Here is a 17,762-nt window from a genome sequence, read left to right as displayed (position 1 = left end):
AGGGGCTGCAGGGTCAGCTTGGCGAACACCAAGAGCAGACCATGCTCGCCCAAAACACACAAGCCCGGATTCATGAATTGCTTTACATGATGGAACATACCGATCTCAGCCTGAAAGAATACCGGGAGGATGTGGTCAAGGGGATCATTACCAAGGTGGTGGTCTTGTCCGCAGACCGAATCCGAATCGCTTTTGATAACAATATGGAAATGGAGCAGGAACTGCCGGGTGAATAAAAATAGCAGGAGAAGCCGCCACAAAAGCTGGCGGCATTTTTCTTTTGGCAGATTTTCTGCTATTTTTCAATCCATTTCACCATAATACTGTAAATATTTCCATACTTTACACGAATCTGATTGCTTTATTCGCCGCTGCGATATATAATATTTACAATATTTATTCGGCAAAGGAACGTTTTAATGGACTATATGACAGCGAAAGAAGCAGCGGAAAAATGGGCAATCACTCCGCGCCGGGTACAGGTGCTTTGCGCACAGGGCAAAATACCGGGCGCTGTTCGGTTTGGGGTTACTTGGGCAATCCCAAAGAATGCGGCGAGGCCTAAGGATGGTAGGGTTAAGAAAAATAATGGCAATGAATAAGAATATGTGTATTTTGATGCAAAGATAACGAGATGATACTTTAGTTTATGTGGGACGGTGGGGAGATACATGTCGTAGTGGATTTAGACCATTATGGACAGATATAAAAACAAAATCGGATTCCCCAAAAATCAATTTAGCAATAGTGAGAATAAAGCCTGCTCGACAGTCAGTATTGTTTTGAGTCCCAATATGTTTGCTTGACATTATTATAATTTGTATGCTATACTAACAACTGGTTAGTAATGTCTAACTTGGGCTGCGTTTAGAGAAAGGAAGTTTTGAAGTGATATACAACATGGAGAATAGTCCGAACCAATACTATAAAATTATGCACAACTATCAAGAGGCACAATTGCTTTTTGCGGCCATTCGCCTAAATGTATTTTCTCATCTTGATACGCCGCAAACGGCGGATGCCATTGCGATGTCGCTGGACTGCGATAAAAGGCAGATTGAGTTACTGCTGCTGTCGTTGACCTCCTGCGGCTGGGTGAACAGGCAAGGAGACTTTTACGCCAATACGCCAGAAACAAAAGATTTTTTATCGCGGAACAGTGATGTGTTCTTAGGGGACGCACTACTTTTCCGCGAAAACATGACTTCTTTGGCTCAGCTGGAGGGAAAGGTAAAGTTCGCAAACACTTTGCCCAAACCAGCTTATGACTTTTCGGAAATGGCGAGGGTATCTATTCCTGAACTATATACAGGGCGACTGCAAGCATTTTTGGGTCAAATGGCGAAGTTGTATTCCGACCCCCAACGTCCCCTCCACCTCTTGGATTTGGGCGGCGGGACAGGTGTTTTAGCTATTGAGTTTGTAAAGAACTTTCCGAACAGCAAGGCGACCATTTTTGAAACCCCCGAGGTAGCTAAGGTGACAGAGGATATTGTGCGTCAGTATCACGAGGAGCAAAGGGTGGAGATTATTGCAGGAGACTTTAATACGGATTCTCTCGGCGGCCCATACGATGTTATCATCGCCTCCGGCATCTTGAACTTCGTGAATGGTAGCTTGTCTGGCTTCATTCGGAAATTATCTGCGTCTTTAGCGGATGGAGGCTACTTGCTCGTTGTCGGTCAGTATGCGGACCATGAACATAATGCCCCAGCCAATATGCTTAGTTGGCTGTCAGGCTTACTGAGCGGTGTTCCCCTTCCTCCTAGCAGTCAGGAGGTTGCAAAAGCGGTAAAGGATGCAGGCCTTACAGCCGCCGACCGCATGGGCGATGACCGATATGAAGGACAGATTTATCGCAAGGGGGGCATAGCGTCTGAGGCTTGTTCGGGAGATGTCATTCGTTCCTTTATTGAACTCACCGAGCAAATCGCTAACACTAAAACCAATGTTCTCAACTTTGGCAGTGAGGATATGACCTTCTACCGTGGGGAAATTCACATCATCAAAATGATTGGCGATTTTCCGGGAATTCACAGTGCCGAGCTTGCCCGGAAATTTGGAATTACCCGACCAGTTGTTCATAAGACCTTGCAAAAGTTAAGTGAACGGGGCTTCATCACCAAAGAGGATGATGCCGAGGATCGAAAACGCAATCTGCTCTATCTGACAGAAAAAGGGCAATTAGCCTACCGTGAGCACGAGAAGTATCACGATGAAAATGACAAGGCACTCTTTGATTACCTTGCGGATATGCCCAGTGATAAATTGGCCACAATCAACGGGTTTTTAAATCATGCCATTGGTCTGATTCAAAACCATGCGTAGCGGAGTGCAGTATAAAGGGATATCGAAAGTGCGGTGATGATATGGAGCATACCGAATGGGTGTGCTGTCCCGTATGCGGGCATAAAACACGGGTTCAGATTCGGGAAGATACGGTGCTCATTCGATTTCCGCTCTTCTGCCCCAAGTGCAAACAGCAAAATTTAATCAATGTAAAAAACCGAAAGGTTTTTATTGTTCAAAAGCCAGACGCTAAGACGCAGTGCTGATAAAACATTGGATTGTTTTATCAACGCTGTGTCTTTTTGTTTGTATTAAGAGGAGGTAGGTTTTGAATCAAAAATTCTTAGTGAAGGAAATGAAAAGAAAAAACAGGGGTTCCAATGTGCTGATTGCGGTCGGTGCGGTGCTTGATTTAGTCCCTCGATTTTTAACTATCCACATGGCGGCATCCTTTATCGCCGGGCAGCTGACAAAACAGACGATTGCGGTGGATGGATTAATGATGCTTTTATCCATTCTCCTGAAAGCAGTCTCCTCCTATTTTTCCACGTGGCTGGCGCACAATGCAGCATATAACGCATTGACCGATTTACAGTTGCGGTTGATTCGGCATCTAAAGCGATTGCCGCTCCGCTTCTTCCAAGAGCGGAAGGTAGGCGGTCTGACAAGTGTCGTTGAGCATGATGTGGGGCAGGCGGAGTTTTATCTTGCGCATGGTCTACCTGAGATCATGTCGGCTACTTTAGTTCCAGTCATCATTTTTATCGCTATGCTTTTGATTGACTGGCGGTTGGCGTTACTTATGGTCTCCACCTTGCCGTTTATGCTGCTGATAAAAAGGGCGTCTGCATCTGTTTGGAAAAAGAACCGGCAAACTTTTTCGGAGAGCACAAGAATTATGCAGGAAAATGTACTGGAGTATATTCATACTATCGCCGTCATCAAGGCATTTGGAAAAGAAGAAACAAAAACAGCGAACACCATTCAATTTGCGAAGGACTATGTTCGAGCCGCCCGGAAAGCGGCAGCCGGAGTTTCGGTATCAATGGGAATTCTTGATGTTTTTATGCAGGGTGGCGTAGTTCTCATGATGGCTGTGGGGAGCTCACTCCTTGCGACAGGGGAAATCTCTGTCCCGGTATTTGTGCTGTCTATTTTATTGGGAGGCGCATTCACCGCATTCATTGCGAAGTCTGCCACTCTTCAGCATTACAGCATTGTGTTTGGCCAATCTATGAAGGAAGTTGGTTCTATTTTGGATGTTCCTGTGCCAGTGCAAAGTGAAACGGCACAGGATATCGCAATCGGCGACATTCAAATCTCCCATTTGGATTTTGCTTATCCCGGAAAAGAAAAAACCCTTGCAGAGATTACCGTTACCTTTCCTGTTGGCTCCCAAAGTGCATTGGTTGGCCCATCCGGCTGTGGGAAAAGCACCCTTGTTTATTTACTCATGGGGTTTTGGAAGGCACAGCGAGGTTGCATCAAGATTGGCGGTGTGGATATAGCTGATTTATCGGAGCGCCAATTAAATGAGATGGTGGGAATTGTTCAGCAAGATGCGTTTCTCTTTAACATGAGTATTGAGGAAAACATACGAATGGGCAAGCCGGATGCATCGACAGAAGAAATTATAGAGGCCGCAAAAAAAGCCCGTATTCACGGTGTCATCCAGTTGCTTCCTCAAGGCTATCAGACAAAGGCTGGTGAATCCGGGGTGAAGTTTTCAGGGGGCGAAAAGCAGCGAATCGCCATTGCCAGAATGATTTTGAAAAATGCCCCCATTATAATTTTTGATGAGGCGACAGCGGCGGTAGATGCGGAAAATGAAAGTTACATCCGTGCGGCAATCGAAGAATTCAGTCAGGGTAAAACCGTGATTACTATTAGCCACAATCTGAATGCAATCCGTGATGTGGATCAGATTATCGTCATGGATGGGGGAAGAATTGTGGACAAGGGCGTTCACAGTGAACTGATTAACAGATGTTTCCAATATCAATCGCTTATTTCCGGGCAGGACAAATCCAGCCGCTGGAACATCAAGGGGGAATGTGCATGATAAAGCAGATTCTAAACACCCTGACACCGAAAGGGCGTGGTGCATTGCTATCCGCAGTTGCATGGTTCACACTCTACTCCTTTTCGGGCATTGGAACGGTACTTCTGGTTTTACGAATACTCAGTATTGTGACATCGGGCAGCGGTGACTCCTTCGTTCCCTATTGGTGGGGTCTGGTTATGCTGCTGCTTGTGCGGGGGTTCTCCAATGCGTTTGGTGATATGCGCAAACACTTTGCGGGGTTTGACCTGAATTATGAGCTTCGGACAAGCATTGTGCATCGAATGAAAGGCTTTTCGTTGGGGTTTTATACAAATGAAAGACTTGGTGAGGTCAGTACAATCGTTCACAAGGATGTGGATAATATGGTGATGGTGGTCGGACACTTATGGCCGAGGATGCTCAGTGACATTATCGTATCTGTTGTGGTGGCTACTACTCTGCTTGTGGTGAACTGGAAACTGGGGCTGCTGATGCTTTCTGTTCTTCCCATTGCGCTCGGGGTGCTTTTCTTGGGATTAAAGCGCGGATCTGAACTGGAGACGAAAAACGGAAACCATCTTGCCGACATGGTCAGCTTGTTTGTGGAGTATGTGAAAGGCATCCCATTGCTAAAAGCCTTTTCGGACAGCAGGCAACTTGACGCGGAAATTGAGAAACGGACACGGGAATTTGGTGAGAGCAGCAAGCAACTCTCTCGATATAAGGCCAAGCTGTTATCCTATTATGGAGCGATTGTTGATCTTGCGTTTGGCGTAATGTCTATCGCCGGGATGGTTTTTGTGTTTTACGGTAAGCTGGAGCTGATGACCTATTTTCTCTATATCATTGTCAGCAAAGAGTTTTACAAGCCATTTTCTGCAATGGAAACTTATTGGATGAACTATTTGACCGTTATAGATAGCTACCGCAGGATTCGAAGGATGCTGGATGTCCCCATTGTGATGGAGCCTGAACACGCCCGCAGTCCTGTCGGTGCAAACATTGCCTTTTGCGATGTAGGGTTTTCCTATGAAGAGCACGATTTCGAGCTAAAAAAAATTTCCTTCCGAGTGCCGGAGGGAACGATTACTGCGCTTGTGGGAGAATCGGGTTCCGGCAAGACTACGGCTACCAATTTGCTGCTTCGCTTTTGGGATGTAGACAGTGGAAGTATTCAAATCGGCGGTGTGGATATTCGGGATATGAGCTATGACGATCTGCTGGATTCCATCAGCATTGTCATGCAAAGCGTTCAACTTTTTGCGGATACTGTTGAGAACAATATCCGAATCGGTAAAGCGAACGCTTCAAGAGAAGAAATTGTGGCGGCAGCAAAAAGGGCGAGAGTTCACGACTTTATTTTGTCACTACCACAGGGCTACCAGACGCCCATCAGCGAAAACGGTGCAACTCTATCAGGCGGTCAAAGACAGCGCCTTTCTATCGCGAGGGCTTTCCTCAAGGATTCGCCCATTCTGGTGCTGGATGAATTTACAAGTAATGTTGACCCCGGAAATGAAACCCTGATCCAAGAAGCCATATCGGAGCTTGCAAAGGGGAGGACGGTGTTGGTCATTGCCCATCGTTTAAGTACAATCCGAACAGCGGATCAAATTCTGGTTTTTAAGAAAGGCGAGATTATAGAACAAGGCAATCATGAGGAATTGATGCGCATGGATGGCCAATACAGCAGATTGTTCCGTGTCCAATCCGCCGCTCTGTGAAGCAGATAAAATCACACATACAAGGAGGAAATTTACATGAAAAACAAAATCATCGCTATTAGTTTAACGGCCGTCCTATGCTTGTCACTTGCGGCCTGCGGACAGACCTCTGCTCCTTCTCAGGCAGGAAAAGACAGACCATCGGGAGCATCCGGTACATCCCAAGTATCTGCCAGCACTGCCTCGGAAGAATCCGGCGCACCACGAACCATTACCGACTTAGGCGGGCATGAGGTTACAATCCCTGCGCCCATTGAAATTGGAAAGATCGTTATTTTAAGCCCGCCGGTCATGTCCTTTGTAGTGAGTGCCATCCCGGACACAGAGATGATTGTCGGCATTAACTCCCGCTCTTTTTTGACGTCTAATCCCCAAATAGTTGAACGGGTATTGCCCAACTGGAAGTCGGTGGAATCATCCTTTGTCGATGTTAACTTCGCGGTTAACACGGAGTCCTTGCTTGCACTGGAACCGGATATTATCTTCTACTACGGGGATTTTCAGAAGAAAGGCATTGAAGGGCTAAGTATTCCGGCGGTCGATTTTCTGATGAAGGGCGTCAACAGCCCGGAGAAGATGTCTGTTGCTTGGGATAGGCAAATCAGAGAGATTTTGGGAACGGATACTTCGGTGGGGATTCAGAAGGAATGGGACATCACCAACGCGAAGCTGGAAAAGCTGCTCGAAAATGTGGGAGAGCAGAAGAAGAGAGGCCTTTGCATCAAGCTCAATCAAGCTGGCAGCATTATGGTCATGGGATCAGACTCTTTTGACGGCTGGGCACAGAGTTTCTTTGCTTTGAGCGGTATCGAGAATGTCGCCACCTCGATTGAGGGAACCGGCGAGGTCAGCATGGAACAGATTTATGAGTGGAACCCTGATTTAATCATGTGCTTTCAAGATGTCCCCGCAAGCTATATTTTGGAGAATTCCATTGAAGGGCAGGACTGGTCGCTTCTGACCGCATGGAAGAACAAGCAGGTATTTGATGTGCCAAGAACAACCTACGCTTGGGTAACTCCTTGTGCAGACTCCCCGCTCTTTCCTCTTTGGCTGGTGTCCAAAGCCTATCCTGAACTTGTGAGTGATGGTGAGGTTCGGACGGAAATCAAGGAATACTACCAGCGTAATTACAGCGTTACGCTCACGGAGCAGGACATTGACTCCATTCTGGGCTATCGGGAAGCAACCGGGATATGAGGGAGGAGCATAACGCAACCTACAATAAAACCATGCTCATCGGTGTTTTGCTTTTGATGGGGGCGGTCGTAGGTGCGATATTGGTGGGAAAGTACAGCATCCATCCGTCTGACCTTGTGACCATTCTGTCCTCAAAGCTGCATGGGAACATAGACAATACGCTGGAAACTGCCGCCTTCGTGGTTTTTAACGTGCGAATTCCGCGAATTATTTTAGCCGCAATGGTCGGAGCCGGATTATCAATATCCGGCTCCGCCCTGCAGGGCACCTTTCAAAACCCACTGGTAAGCCCTGATTTACTGGGGGTCAGTTCCGGTGCAGGCTTCGGTGCAGCGCTGGGAATTCTACTCACCGGAGGGCTTGGCTTGTTTACACCGATACTCTCTCTTGCCCTCGGATTGGCCAGTGTGCTTTTGGTGTTTTTTCTGGCCGGAACGAAAAATGGTACAGGAACCTTGTCGGTGGTGTTGGGCGGTATCATTGTATCCTCCATCTTTTCGGCACTCATTTCCTTGATTAAATATGTGGCCGATTCCTCGGAAACGCTCCCCGCCATCACCTTTTGGCAAATGGGTAGCTTTGCAAATGCTACCTACCGCGACATTGGGATTGCTTTTGTGCCCATCATGGGAGGCATTGTAGGTCTGTATCTGCTGCGCTTTAAGATTAATCTTCTCTCCCTCGGAGATGAAGACTGTTTTACTCTTGGAATCAATCCCAATACAACCCGCTGGCTGGTGATTTTATTTGCAACGCTAACAACGGCTGGCAGCGTGACCGTTTCCGGGGTCATCGGCTGGGTAGGATTGGTCATTCCCCATATTTGCAGAAAACTGGTGGGGGTCAATCACGGACATCTTCTGCCCGCTTCCTGTTTGATAGGGGCCATCTTTATGATTCTGGTCGACACCGCTGCGAGAAATCTCACTTCGGCGGAAATTCCCATTGGCATCCTAACCGCCCTCATCGGAGCGCCGTTTTTTGCAATCATTTATAACCGGGGCAGAAAGGAGAGGTAAGTCTATGAACAAGATATTGGAAGTACAAGGTGGCTGCTTTTCCTATGCACAGAGCAAACTGCTCCTGCATGATATTACATTCTCCTTGGATCGTGGCCAGGTGATGGCGGTCATGGGCAGAAACGGTATCGGAAAAACAACACTGATTAAGTGTATTGTCGGCATTCTAAACTGGAACAGTGGCTATTCCGCAATAGACGGTAAGAGAAGCCAAAAGAATAAACCAATGAAGGAAATTGGCTATGTACCTCAGGCGCACAGAGTTTCATTCAATTATTCTGTGCGGGACATGGTGGTTTTCGGAAAGACAGGGCACAGCTCTTTTTTTGCAACACCGAGCCCCAAGGACTATGCTTTGGCGGATCAGATGCTCGAAAGAATCGGAATACATAATCTGCGGGATCATCCCTGCAATGAACTGAGCGGTGGACAGCTTCAGCTGGTATATATCGCCCGTGCGCTCATCAATTCGCCACAGCTTTTGGTGCTGGATGAGCAGGACTATATCACCGGCCATACAGAGCAAGTTATGACAGATGCGAACATCCAAAAGTTTTTTGGGGTATATTCTCACTCTGTTGAGTTTCAATATAAAGGAAATAAGATTACCTCTTTCTCTTTCTTGGATGAGGTGTGAAGTAGCGATAGACAATGCTGTCAAAAGTTAACTTATGACTATTAAACATTAAAATGTCTAAGATATGTAAATTATTAAAAAGCATATGTTAAGATATAGTGCAATCACCCGCAACCGGGAAACACACCATAGTCGATTGATTAATATCGACATCTGTCCTCTTCATTCGATTCCGGCAGCTTTTTGGAGCATGATCCAGCGTAAGCTTTTTCGGCCAATTTGCGTTAAAGGCTGCCATCACGGGAGCATTGGCCAAAACTCAAACGAGGTTGCGGAATGGGTCAGGATATTGTGCAATTTTATCGTCAAGCGATAACTTCCCTTCGTCCACCAATTGCAGACAAAGATACGCCGCAATTACGTTTTCATTGGAACCCGCCTCAAACACCAACCCTGTTATCTTTAGCAAAACTGGTAAAGCTGTCATTGCTATACGCCGCAACACATGTGGACAGGAACAGAGCTGCCAAAGTTGTTATTACAGCAGTTAGCGATATGTTTTTTGTCATTTCAATTCTCCTATGTAACCAATTGCAATAAAAGACGAATGTAGTTGCTTACTATTTGAAGTATAACATAAATAATCAGGCTGAAACGGATACATAGTTCAAACCCTTACTGAAAATAGCATGATATCCAGATTTGACGTTGCTCGCAAAATACCCCCCTTGAAACCACGTGTTTCAAGGGGGGTATTATTTATAAACATCGATGGTGCAGACTTAATTGCTGGAAGCACCGGCGCCGGCTCCCGCAGAGGAGGCGGCCATCACGCAGTCGATGGCAAGCACCGCCGCCAGTGCGACAATTTCGTCCGCATCTTTGTCAATGTCAAGCTCGTAGCAGTCCCCCCAAGTCATCCATTCCTTATGAATGGTGACAATTGGGCGGCCGCTCTGCGACATGGTATAGTCGTGGGCCATGAAGCTGCCGTCAATATCCCAGTCAAGACCATCAATGCGATATTTGGGGAAGAAAAAGGAAAACTCCTTGACAATTTCGGCAATCTCTTCGCCATTCACAAACACAAAAAATTTGGGAAGAAGGCTGAATACCTTTTGCTGAATGAAGGCGACTTCCTGACCGGAAAGGTTGCTGACATGCAGCTTTTTGCCCCAGGAAAAAAGCTCGCCGGCCACATAGTATCGGTCGTTTCCGAATTCGTCCCAAACGGTAAACCGATCCACCCAGGAAAAAACCTTTTGTTTCACGTATAGCTTCATATTGTCCTCCGATCTATTACGCTCCCAAAACCAGTTCCCGGATGCGTTTGTTCAGTGTGGCTTCTTCCGCCTGCATAGCGGATTTCATTTCCACCAACTTGCCCTGCGTCGCCTCCACCTGACTGCGGGTGGAGCGAATCTGCTGCTGGGAGCTGTGAATGCTGTCCAATACCGCCCAGTCGGCAAATAGACCATCAAAGAAATAATCCGCAAAGCGCAGAAAGTCATCCACCTGTGCCTGTACATTGGCCTGCACAGTCACGTCGGTAAGTTCCGTGTGATATCGGCGCAAACTGTCCTGCAAATCATTGATTTGTGTCTGCGCATCGTCCAGATGCGAGTGCTTGGCAAGGTCGGAAATCAGTCCACCGCCCCAAAGATCCCAGGTTCCCCAACCCTCGGCGCTATCCAGAGAACTTTCAATGGACGTAATCTGCCGCAATACGCCTTGTCCAACGGATAGGGCCTCGTCAACTTCCTGCTTTTGTGCCGCTATGTAGCCCAGTCGGTCTTCTATACGGCAAAGCTCGTCATCGAAGGCTGGATTTTCCAATTTTAAGGCATCCAGTTTCTCCGCGAACAGTCGGTCGTAATTCATCTGTACTTCGGAGAGGTCCCGCAGCTCAGTCTCCAGCGTGTGAATGTCATATTCTACAGCCTCCACTTGACGACGGGCGGTGTCGTGTTTCACCGCTGCTGCATAAGCTTCTGCTTTTTCCCTGTCCAGTTTTTCTTCCTTTTTACTGATGACTGCGTAAAAAAAGGTGACAAGGCTGCCTTTTTCCAGCCGATCCACATCGGCCTGCTCCTTCTCACGTTGGACGCAAAGTCGTTGCTCCTGCGATTGAAGTTCGGTCAGTTGGGAGCGAAGACTCCGCAGCATGGATTCTATTTTTCCTTTGCGCGCCAGCTTTCCCTGCAGCGCATTCAGTTCGGTGTTGTAATCACGCATAGCGTACTCCTTTTCTTTTATAACTTGATGATATCACGAAATAGCCGCAAATTCCACTGCTTTGCCATGAAAGAATATTTTATGACAGCCTTAAACGGATACCTTTGCGCAGGCATCCGAAAAAAGAGCATATCCCAATTACGGCTCCCATTCTTGTGCAGTTTTAACATAGAATAGCAATTATTTTTTATATGGTAATATGAGCGGAATTTGCTATACTAAGTATAAAGACAGCAACCTATAAACATTTGATATATAAACAAGGGAGATGGAATGATGTCTAAAATCACGGCCGTGACAGCAAGGGAAATTCTGGATTCCAGAGGAAATCCGACGGTTGAAGTAGACGTTGCGCTGGAGTGCGGGGCTTTGGGCCGGGCGGCGGTCCCCTCCGGAGCGTCGACCGGGACAAGAGAGGCCATGGAGCTTCGGGATCACGACGAAAAACGGTTTCATGGGAAGGGGGTTCAGACGGTAGTCGACAATGTGAAGACGATCATTGCGCCCCAAATCGTAAGCATTGACGCACTGGACCAAAGAAAGCTTGACCGCACGCTTATCGAATTAGACGGTACGGAGAATAAATCCCGGCTTGGCGCGAATGCAATTCTGGGCGTGTCTCTTGCTGTGGCAAGGGCGGCCGCCGCTTCTTTGAAACTGCCGCTGTTTCGGTATATTGGCGGAGCGGGCGCCTGCGAGCTGCCGGTGCCGATGATGAACATTCTCAACGGAGGGAAGCACGCGGACAACACCGTGGACGTGCAGGAGTTCATGATCATGCCTGAGGGCGCGGACAGCTTTGCCGGGGCACTGCGGACATGTGCGGAGGTATACCAGACGCTGAAGGGTGTTCTGAAGAATAAGGGGATGAACACTGCGGTGGGGGACGAGGGTGGCTTTGCGCCGAATCTTGCCACCAACGAGGATGCGCTGAAGCTGATTGTGGAGGCAATTGAAAAGGCGGGCTACCAGCCCGGTGAGGATGTGTCCATTGCGCTGGACCCCGCCTCTTCCGAATTCCGGGTTGACGGAAAATATATTTTTGCGGGAGAAAAGATCAGTCGCACCTCCGAAGAAATGATCGACCTTTACGCCGAGTGGATTCGCAAGTATCCCATTATTTCCCTTGAAGATGGGCTGGCCGAGGACGATTGGGACGGCTGGGCCGCACTGACAAAACGGCTTGGCGACAGGGTTCAGTTGGTGGGCGACGATATTTTTGTCACCAATCCGAAAATTCTCAAGGAGGGAATTAAGAAGCATGTGGCAAATTCCATCCTGATTAAGCTCAACCAGATCGGAACGCTGTCTGAAACGCTGGAAACGATTCAAACGGCGCAGAAGGCAGGTTATACCGCCGTCGTCTCCCACCGGTCCGGAGAAACGGAGGACACCACGCTGGCAGATGTGGCAGTTGCGCTGAACGCGGGCCAGATTAAGAGCGGCGCGCCCTGCCGGGTGGATAGAATCGCGAAATACAATCAATTGCTCAGAATTGAGGAGCTGCTGGGCGGCAGCGCCGTTTTCAGAGGGAAGGACAGCTTTTACAGCATCAAGAGATAAAACGCCGTCGCTATCCGTAGCCGAGGGTTGTACAAAGGCCCAATAGCCCGCCCCATGGAACGCACAGGAAAGAACGTGGGAGACAATATAGAAAGATAAACTCCCCGCAGGAGCCGATGGACTCCTGCGGGGAGTTTGTTGCATATAATGTATATCCATTGCGCAGGCATCGCCCCAAAAGTTTTCTTCGAGGCGTGAGACGCAGTGCCGCTCCGGCAGAAGGCGCTGCCGTTCTACAACAAGAGTGGGAGATAGGCTTTAGCGGGGCTGATGTGGCGGAGGGAAGCCTATCATTCATTTTTGAACGTGCCTCCAGATGCGTATCGAAATAAAACCACGAGAACAAGCGGTATGTCACATTTATATTTGTAATTCATACCATACTAAAAAGGAGTGAGTATAACTTTGCATTCTAAAATTGCTATTTTGGGCGGAGATATGCGACAAGTATATATAGCGAAAAATCTTATCAAAAAAGGATATTCTGTCTGTACATATCACCTTGAGGAACCAGTACAGGATGGAATATATACAGAATTGCACTCGTTTGAAGATGCATTTAAAAAGTGTCAAATTTTAATCTGTCCGATTCCTTTGACCAAGAATACTCTGCCAATCGAAGATTTGACCATTCTTTTCGATAAAAAATTAACAAAAGATCATGTGCTGATTGGTGGTGCGATCCCAAAAGAAATTAGTGAAATTCTTGATGAGAAGAAAATCGTTTATTATGATCTTATGAAAAATGAAAAAGTCGCTATTTTAAATGCAGTTGCAACTGCGGAGGGAAGCATTGCAGCAGCAATACAGTCCAGCGTCATAAATTTGCATGGGAGTAAATGCTTAGTGCTGGGCTACGGACGCTGTGCGAAAGTACTTGCTGGAAAACTAAAGGGGTTAAATGCAATTGTCACTGTCGCATCCAGAACAGAGGCGGCGCTCGCGTATGCAAATGCAGTTGCAGGGCTGGAAACTGTACATCTATCAGACCTGGAAAAAATTCTGCCAAACTTTGAGTTTATATTTAACACAATACCATCTTTAATATTGGACAAAAATTATCTGACGCTGGTCAGGCCAGACGTCGTAATCATTGATATCGCGTCTGCACCAGGAGGCATCGATTATGAATATGCTGTTGAACGAGGGCTTAATGCCAAATTATGTCTGGGGCTGCCCGGGAAAACGGCTCCCAAAATATCAGCCGATATTCTAGAGGGCGAAATCCTTGAATTTATTGACTAGGAGATGTAGTTTGATGACCATTAGCAATAAAAATATTGGCATAGCAATCACGGGATCATTTTGTACGTTTGATAAGGTCTTTGCACAAATTGAGCGTCTGGTAGAAAAAGGCGCCAACGTGTTTACCATATTTTCTGAAAATGCGCAAAGCATGGATACTCGCTTTGGAAATGCACGCAGCTTTCTTGCAAAAGCGGAAGGAATTACAGGGAACAAACCCATACTGACGATAACGGAAGCCGAGAAACTTGGCCCCAATGATTTGCTAGATATAATCGCAGTTGCTCCGTGTACCGGCAATACATTATCCAAAATGGCAAATGCGATTACCGACACTCCTGTTCTGATGGCTGCAAAGGGTTTGCTCCGTAATAACAAACCGATTGTAATTGGGATTTCCACGAATGACGCATTAAGTAACAGCTTGAGTAACATCGGTACGCTGATTAACAAAAAAAATATTTATTTTATTCCATTCGGTCAGGACAATTTTATAAATAAACCTAATTCTATGATTGCGGATTATAGCTTGCTTATACCAACTTTAGAATATGCAATGGATGGCAAACAGATACAGCCAGTTGTTATTGTACCAAATTAATGTTGTTGTGGAAAAGCGCCACGCAGATGCATGGCGCCTCTTGCAGTCTTATCCAATACAATCAAACCATTATTAGCCAGCATCACCAAAGCGAAGCCTGATTATCTTCGGCTATGACGATCAGCTGCGGTGGTATCTTGGCCGGGCTAAGCTTATCAGCGCATGATGGAATTCCTCGTTATGCACGCCGCCGCCTGTCTCACCATATAATACTAATACGGCAGCCTTCGCAAAGTACATCACGAAGGAAGGGAGGGTGTCCTATGTGTTGCTGTCGTAATCGGAATAATTGGTGTCGGAACTGGTGCTGGAATCAAAACAATTCTGGCAACCAGAGCAATTGCAGTTGGCGCAGATGCTGGTATTGGCGTTGGGTCTGTGACTAAATAAATGCGTCCAAACTCCCCGAATCCTTCCAGACGGTAGGATCCGGGGAGTTTTACATGGGATTTGTAAATCATGCAAGAGTTCTTTCTATGCTTCATATCCCTTTACGGAGCAGCCAGATGCCTTGTGGCGTCCGGTTTGTTCTTATCTAAGGTTGAATAACCCCGACTCTGAGGATAAAACCTTGGAGACGGGGCTTTAATTAATAAATGACTTTGACGGAATTTATATCTATGTCGCTAAAATCCACGCTTTCAAAATGATACAGGTTGCCTGTTGCGTTTCCTCTTGCCCGCGCGTTATATGTTAGCTGAATTTCTATCGGAACGAGGGCGCCTGTATATGCATCGGTAAATAGCGCATAGATGGTTCCTTTGCGTGCATACGAGCCGTACGGTGTCGGCGGGGCATAATTCGGGGAAGGTTTGTATAGATCTACATCCAATAATGTAAGAGAGGATGGCTGCACATTATAGTTTAGCAAATTTATGAGCGCTTTTTCCGAGTCATCCGTCATTTTGAAGGTCGCGGTTCCAATAAGCTCGCCAGTTTTACCATCGAAAATGACTATGCTTGGATTGGTGATTTTTGTATACATGGCTCTACCCCCTTCTTCTATACTATTCCGCAAGAAGGAGTTATGCGAATTTGACGAGCCTGACAGGGGGAGACTCAATGTCTTCATCTGCAAGGCCATAAACGAGCGTATGGAGCTAAAGGACATTGTATCAGACGGAGGGCGCGTAGACCGCGATTAAGTAGCTCGCCTCCGAAGATGGAACGAAAGAGTGAGGAAATCCGCCGCAGGAACTAAGAAGTTCTTGCGGCGGATGTTTCATGTCCAAATTCGTGTGCGATTTTTCAATTGTTTTTGGACACGCGCCATTCTTTTGCAAATGAACGCCAATCAAAGAAGAATCTTCAACCAATTGCAGTTCTAAGCAAAAAGAAAAGAAGCCTTGAGAAATCAAGACTTCTTTTCTGGTACGCCGTGAGGGATTCGAACCCCCGGCCTTCTGGTCCGTAGCCAGACGCTCTATCCAGCTGAGCTAACGGCGCGTACCACTGTTTTCAAACAGCTTAGTTATAATAGCACGGCATTCTATAAAAAGCAAGCATTTTCTTCTAAAAATTTTCACTTTTTTTCCTGGGGCTTGTAATGAGAAAAACGCTATGCTATAATTGTCAGAAATTGCAAAGCCCACGGACTACGGTTGGATGCCCGACGGCAGGCCATTTTTGGGGGCGTTGCCCGCAGGAAATGATGTGCCCCTGAAAGCCCCAATAAAGGCACGGGCGAGACTCGGAGAAGGAGTGGCGAACATGGAGATAAAAAATTTCAGAAGCGTTGCATTTGGCGGTTTTGATAAAGAGGAAGTCATTCAATATGTGCAGAAGACTGCACAGGAAAACGCGGACGTGCAGGAAGCTCTTCGTAAAGACAACAGTGCCCTGCGCGAGGAGAACGAGGCTCTGAAAAAGCAGCTTGAAGTCTCCCTGCGGGAGCAGGCGGAAACGGCCCGGAAGGAAGGGACGGAGCTGCGGGAGAAAATTCGCAAACTTACCGCTGAGTTGGAAGAGCTGCGTCCCCAAGCCCTATCCTATCAAGAGGTTCGCGCGCAAGTGGGAGACATTGAATATCAGGCCCGGCGGCGGGCGGGAGAGTTGGAAACCGCTACTACCTCGCGGCTGAACGCACTGGTGGCCGATATTCAAAAGCAGTATCAGGATTTGGCTGGAGCTTTTGACGTAACCGCAATGCAGGTCAGCGCGGAGTTGCGGAAAATCGAGGTGAGCCTTTCCCAACTTCCAAGAGCAATGGATCAGGTGGGGAAGGAGCTCAGCGAGCTGGTGTCCGCCGCAGGTGCCGAGAAAAAAGACTGATGTGCACAAGCAGAGCGCTTTCTGATGGAAGGTGCTCTGTTTTTTCATACCTCTAAAGAACTTTTCTCCTATCTAAAACTATTTATACTGACGGATATAGTAAATTTATACACGGATATTGCTGCTTTTTGCGTCGATAAAATGCGAAAAAAACGATGAGACGGTTCTGGCGCCTGAAAAAAATGGCCTTGCTTTACAAAATCGAATGCAATATAATGGACTAAAGTATTGTGTGGCATCTTATTCTTAAGTGCAATACAAATTCATTGGGAGAGAAGGTGATTAAGGAATGTCACTGGAAGCCATTGAAACCGTCGTCAGGGCGGAGAACGAGAGCAAAGCACGCAAAATCGCCGCAGAGCAAGAGGCAAAAGAGCGAATTGCCCAGGCAGAAAAGGATGGTCCCGCACTTTTGGAGCAGATGCGCACGGCATCTATGCAAGAGGGCAAGCGGTTGCTGCGGGAAGCGGAGGAACGCGCTGAAAAACGGTGCGCAGCGATTCGGGAGGATGCCGCAAAAGAATGCGAGGCCCTGATCAAGCAGGCGGAGAGCCATATGTCCGCTGCGGCAGAGCGCATTGTTGGAAAGGTCGTGAAGCAGTAAAATGGCCATCGTAAAAATGAAAAAGCTCCGGGTGGTGGCCATGGCGGAGGAACGGGATGCTCTACTGCGGGAGTTGCTGCGTCTGGGTTGCGTGGAAATCAGCGAACCGGACAGCCAGTTGGAGGACCCGGCCCTGTCTGCGCTGCTGGCCCGGAACACATGCCCACTGATGGATGCAAAAGGCTCCGTTGCCGACGTAACCACCGCGCTGGGTGCCATCCGGCGGTACGCTGCCGTCAAGGATGGAATGTTTATTAAGAGGAAACCTGTTAAGGAGTCAGAATTTAACAGCGCCGACTCTGCAAAGCAGGCAAGGGAAACCTGCGAAAAAATCAACGGCTTATTGGCGCAATTGAACAATATCCAATGCGACGAGGAGCGGGCCGTGTC

17 protein-coding genes, 1 tRNA gene and 2 pseudogenes are annotated in these 17,762 nt (G+C 47.4%); 16 read left to right on the top strand and 4 right to left on the bottom strand.

All coding sequences use genetic code 11. The annotated features are described in order from the left end of the window. The 10 genes and pseudogenes from RT018_RS13645 to RT018_RS13600 form a co-directional block, all read left to right on the top strand. Positions 1–236, top strand: a pseudogene (locus RT018_RS13645) (recombinase family protein); the annotation flags it as partial. A 183-nt stretch (positions 237–419) separates the two neighbouring features. Beyond that, positions 420–602 carry a helix-turn-helix domain-containing protein gene (locus RT018_RS13640; protein WP_312942855.1) on the top strand — a complete coding sequence of 61 codons (183 nt, stop codon included), beginning with the start codon at positions 420–422 and terminating at the stop codon, positions 600–602. Between the two features lie 286 nt (positions 603–888). Continuing rightward, positions 889–2,328: a methyltransferase gene (locus tag RT018_RS13635; protein ID WP_312942854.1), complete on the top strand. Its 1,440-nt coding sequence runs from the start codon at positions 889–891 to the stop codon at positions 2,326–2,328. A gap of 41 nt (positions 2,329–2,369) precedes the next feature. Continuing rightward, positions 2,370–2,555 (top strand): cysteine-rich KTR domain-containing protein, encoded by a 186-nt coding sequence (locus RT018_RS13630; protein WP_312942853.1) that lies wholly within the window; start codon positions 2,370–2,372, stop codon positions 2,553–2,555. Positions 2,556–2,617: 62 nt separating this feature from the next. Further along, positions 2,618–4,351 (top strand): ABC transporter ATP-binding protein, encoded by a 1,734-nt coding sequence (locus RT018_RS13625; protein ID WP_312942852.1) that lies wholly within the window; start codon positions 2,618–2,620, stop codon positions 4,349–4,351. After that, complete coding sequence (locus tag RT018_RS13620) at positions 4,348–6,057, top strand: ABC transporter ATP-binding protein (RefSeq protein WP_312942851.1); 1,710 nt, start codon at positions 4,348–4,350, stop codon at positions 6,055–6,057. The genes RT018_RS13625 and RT018_RS13620 overlap by 4 nt, the downstream gene beginning before the upstream one ends. A gap of 36 nt (positions 6,058–6,093) precedes the next feature. Then, positions 6,094–7,257, top strand: a complete 1,164-nt coding sequence (locus tag RT018_RS13615; protein WP_312942850.1) for an ABC transporter substrate-binding protein — start codon at positions 6,094–6,096, stop codon at positions 7,255–7,257. Beyond that, positions 7,254–8,276, top strand: coding sequence for an iron ABC transporter permease (locus tag RT018_RS13610; protein ID WP_312942849.1), 1,023 nt, complete (start codon positions 7,254–7,256; stop codon positions 8,274–8,276). Before RT018_RS13615 ends, RT018_RS13610 begins: the two co-directional genes overlap by 4 nt. A gap of 4 nt (positions 8,277–8,280) precedes the next feature. Continuing rightward, entirely contained in the window at positions 8,281–8,913 is a 633-nt protein-coding gene (locus RT018_RS13605) for an ABC transporter ATP-binding protein (protein WP_312942847.1), read from the top strand. A 276-nt stretch (positions 8,914–9,189) separates the two neighbouring features. Next, positions 9,190–9,453, top strand: a complete 264-nt coding sequence (locus RT018_RS13600) for a hypothetical protein (RefSeq protein ID WP_312942846.1) — start codon at positions 9,190–9,192, stop codon at positions 9,451–9,453. 182 nt (positions 9,454–9,635) lie between these two features. Here the strand turns inward: RT018_RS13600 and RT018_RS13595 are convergent, their stop codons facing one another. After that, positions 9,636–10,136 (bottom strand): LURP-one-related family protein, encoded by a 501-nt coding sequence (locus RT018_RS13595; RefSeq protein ID WP_312942844.1) that lies wholly within the window; start codon positions 10,134–10,136, stop codon positions 9,636–9,638. Between the two features lie 16 nt (positions 10,137–10,152). After that, positions 10,153–11,088, bottom strand: coding sequence for a hypothetical protein (locus RT018_RS13590; protein ID WP_312942843.1), 936 nt, complete (start codon positions 11,086–11,088; stop codon positions 10,153–10,155). Positions 11,089–11,364: 276 nt separating this feature from the next. Here RT018_RS13590 and eno point away from each other — a divergent pair, with 276 nt between their 5' ends. From eno to RT018_RS13575, 3 genes are all read left to right on the top strand, one after another. Next, entirely contained in the window at positions 11,365–12,651 is a 1,287-nt protein-coding gene (eno, locus tag RT018_RS13585; protein ID WP_397360360.1) for a phosphopyruvate hydratase, read from the top strand. Between the two features lie 405 nt (positions 12,652–13,056). After that, complete coding sequence (gene dpsA / locus RT018_RS13580; RefSeq protein ID WP_312942840.1) at positions 13,057–13,896, top strand: dipicolinate synthase subunit DpsA; 840 nt, start codon at positions 13,057–13,059, stop codon at positions 13,894–13,896. 13 nt (positions 13,897–13,909) lie between these two features. Continuing rightward, positions 13,910–14,497, top strand: a complete 588-nt coding sequence (locus tag RT018_RS13575; RefSeq protein WP_312942856.1) for a dipicolinate synthase subunit B — start codon at positions 13,910–13,912, stop codon at positions 14,495–14,497. A 589-nt stretch (positions 14,498–15,086) separates the two neighbouring features. Here RT018_RS13575 and RT018_RS13570 read toward each other — a convergent pair. After that, on the bottom strand, positions 15,087–15,482 hold the full coding sequence (locus tag RT018_RS13570) for a hypothetical protein (protein ID WP_312942839.1): 396 nt from the start codon (positions 15,480–15,482) through the stop codon (positions 15,087–15,089). A 384-nt stretch (positions 15,483–15,866) separates the two neighbouring features. Further along, positions 15,867–15,943 (bottom strand) — tRNA-Arg (locus RT018_RS13565). Positions 15,944–16,207: 264 nt separating this feature from the next. On the opposite strand from RT018_RS13565, the gene RT018_RS13560 reads away from it, so the two are divergent. From RT018_RS13560 to RT018_RS13550, 3 genes and pseudogenes are all read left to right on the top strand, one after another. Further along, a complete protein-coding gene (locus tag RT018_RS13560) occupies positions 16,208–16,768 on the top strand; it encodes a hypothetical protein (RefSeq protein WP_312942838.1) in 561 nt (186 codons plus the stop codon). 289 nt (positions 16,769–17,057) lie between these two features. Beyond that, the gene (locus RT018_RS13555; RefSeq protein WP_312942837.1) at positions 17,058–17,372 is read left to right on the top strand and encodes a hypothetical protein; all 315 of its coding nucleotides are present in this window, start codon (positions 17,058–17,060) and stop codon (positions 17,370–17,372) included. 1 nt (position 17,373) lies between these two features. Further along, a pseudogene (locus RT018_RS13550) lies at positions 17,374–17,762 on the top strand (V-type ATP synthase subunit I); the annotation flags it as partial.

Source organism: Oscillibacter sp. (genome assembly GCF_032060045.1).
Classification (GTDB): Bacteria; Bacillota; Clostridia; order Oscillospirales; family Oscillospiraceae; genus Oscillibacter.
Note: the sequence above shows the minus strand (reverse complement) of the source record. Positions and strands in the feature narration are given on the sequence as shown.

Coding starts and splice junctions, on each gene's coding strand:
- RT018_RS13600 (WP_312942846.1), top strand. CDS start 9,190: ATGGGTCAGGATATTGTGCAATTTTATCGTCAAGCGATAACTTCCCTT.
- RT018_RS13615 (WP_312942850.1), top strand. CDS start 6,094: ATGAAAAACAAAATCATCGCTATTAGTTTAACGGCCGTCCTATGCTTG.
- RT018_RS13570 (WP_312942839.1), bottom strand. CDS start 15,482: ATGTATACAAAAATCACCAATCCAAGCATAGTCATTTTCGATGGTAAA.
- RT018_RS13610 (WP_312942849.1), top strand. CDS start 7,254: ATGAGGGAGGAGCATAACGCAACCTACAATAAAACCATGCTCATCGGT.
- RT018_RS13555 (WP_312942837.1), top strand. CDS start 17,058: ATGTCACTGGAAGCCATTGAAACCGTCGTCAGGGCGGAGAACGAGAGC.
- eno (WP_397360360.1), top strand. CDS start 11,365: ATGTCTAAAATCACGGCCGTGACAGCAAGGGAAATTCTGGATTCCAGA.
- RT018_RS13560 (WP_312942838.1), top strand. CDS start 16,208: ATGGAGATAAAAAATTTCAGAAGCGTTGCATTTGGCGGTTTTGATAAA.
- RT018_RS13575 (WP_312942856.1), top strand. CDS start 13,910: ATGACCATTAGCAATAAAAATATTGGCATAGCAATCACGGGATCATTT.
- RT018_RS13605 (WP_312942847.1), top strand. CDS start 8,281: ATGAACAAGATATTGGAAGTACAAGGTGGCTGCTTTTCCTATGCACAG.
- RT018_RS13620 (WP_312942851.1), top strand. CDS start 4,348: ATGATAAAGCAGATTCTAAACACCCTGACACCGAAAGGGCGTGGTGCA.
- RT018_RS13595 (WP_312942844.1), bottom strand. CDS start 10,136: ATGAAGCTATACGTGAAACAAAAGGTTTTTTCCTGGGTGGATCGGTTT.
- RT018_RS13630 (WP_312942853.1), top strand. CDS start 2,370: ATGGAGCATACCGAATGGGTGTGCTGTCCCGTATGCGGGCATAAAACA.
- RT018_RS13640 (WP_312942855.1), top strand. CDS start 420: ATGGACTATATGACAGCGAAAGAAGCAGCGGAAAAATGGGCAATCACT.
- RT018_RS13590 (WP_312942843.1), bottom strand. CDS start 11,088: ATGCGTGATTACAACACCGAACTGAATGCGCTGCAGGGAAAGCTGGCG.